This window comes from Bacillus stratosphericus, from assembly GCF_020524495.1.
Taxonomy (GTDB): Bacteria; Bacillota; Bacilli; order Bacillales; family Bacillaceae; genus Bacillus; species Bacillus stratosphericus_B.
The window spans coordinates 1-1,163 of sequence record NZ_JAIVLB010000087.1 but is presented as its reverse complement, the minus strand read 5'-3'; the positions used below and the strand labels follow the sequence as shown (position 1 = coordinate 1,163).

General features: G+C 41.1%; 3 protein-coding genes. All 3 read left to right on the top strand.

Going from position 1 to position 1,163, the window contains the following annotated elements:
- The coding region (locus LC033_RS16520; RefSeq protein ID WP_264188797.1) for a conserved phage C-terminal domain-containing protein at positions 1-159 on the top strand (159 nt) is incomplete at its 5' end.
- Entirely contained in the window at positions 98-964 is an 867-nt protein-coding gene (locus tag LC033_RS16515) for an ATP-binding protein (RefSeq protein ID WP_226570324.1), read from the top strand. The genes LC033_RS16520 and LC033_RS16515, both read left to right, overlap by 62 nt.
- Before the next feature lie 83 nt (positions 965-1,047).
- On the top strand, positions 1,048-1,163 hold a 116-nt coding region (locus tag LC033_RS17505; RefSeq protein WP_376776476.1), incomplete at its 3' end, for a DUF6906 family protein.

Below are 1,163 nucleotides of genomic sequence, written 5' to 3'. Positions count from 1 at the left end.
CTTAAAAACGATCAGATGAATAAATACTTGCAGCCAACGACATTGTTTGGAACCAAGTTTGAAGGATACCTGAATGAAGGTGCGGGGGTGATAAAACGTGCAGAGCATCAAATCAGTGGCGGCGGAGTCCTTAAACGCAAGAATGACCTTCCATTCTGAATACTGCAATAAACACACATTCACAAGAGGGAAGGAGGATGTCATCAAGCCTGTTCGCATGATGATCCTCAATGACAAAATAATCTGCCCAAGATGTGAGCTGGAGGCAGATGAGAAGAAGATCCAAAAAGACTTGGAGAGGCAGATCGAGTTTAGCCAGCGTACAAAGAATTTCAACATGCTGGAGAAGCGCAGCATCTTCCGAGACAGAACCATTGCTAAAGCGACGTTTGATAATTACAAAGTGACCGAGCCTGAGGAAACGGCAAACAAACGCCTCATGATGGAGCTTGTTGGGCATTTGAAGCAAGGAAAAGTGTTTAATATCTTTCTCCAAGGTCATCCAGGAGTGGGGAAGAGTCATCTAGCTTATGCCGCACTCAAAGCTCTGAATGTGCCGCCTGATCCAGACAACCCTGAGGATATGGGCAAATCATGCTTGTTTATAAACCTTGCTGATGCTGCTTTTGCAATTCAAGACTCTTTCAACAACAAAGAAAGCAAATTCACACAAGGGTATGTAACAGGGCTTATAGGTAATGTGGATTATCTAGTGATTGATGATGTAGGTGCTGAAACGGGATCTGAACATTCAAAGAGCGAAGCCACCAACTTTATTCACAAGTTACTTTATTCAGTCACATCAGCTAGACAGGATAAAACAACGATTTACACATCCAATTTAACAGGGGACAAACTAAAACAAATGTACGACACAAAACTTGTATCACGCATGACAAAAAAGTCTAAATACATTTTGTTTAAAAACACCTTTGATAAGCGTGACGAAGAATTGCCATTTTAGGAGAAAACTATGATCATCAGCAATTCATCAACGTCTGAAATTGCTAGTTTAAGAGTCTATAAAAAACACAAGGAGGAACGATCATGAAAAAAGGCGGTAGAAAGCCCACTAGAACGGAAAGGAATATTTTAGTAGTAAATGGGTTGAACCCAAGTTATTGGCTCGTAGAAAGAAATCTGGCGACATCTATGCACCTTGT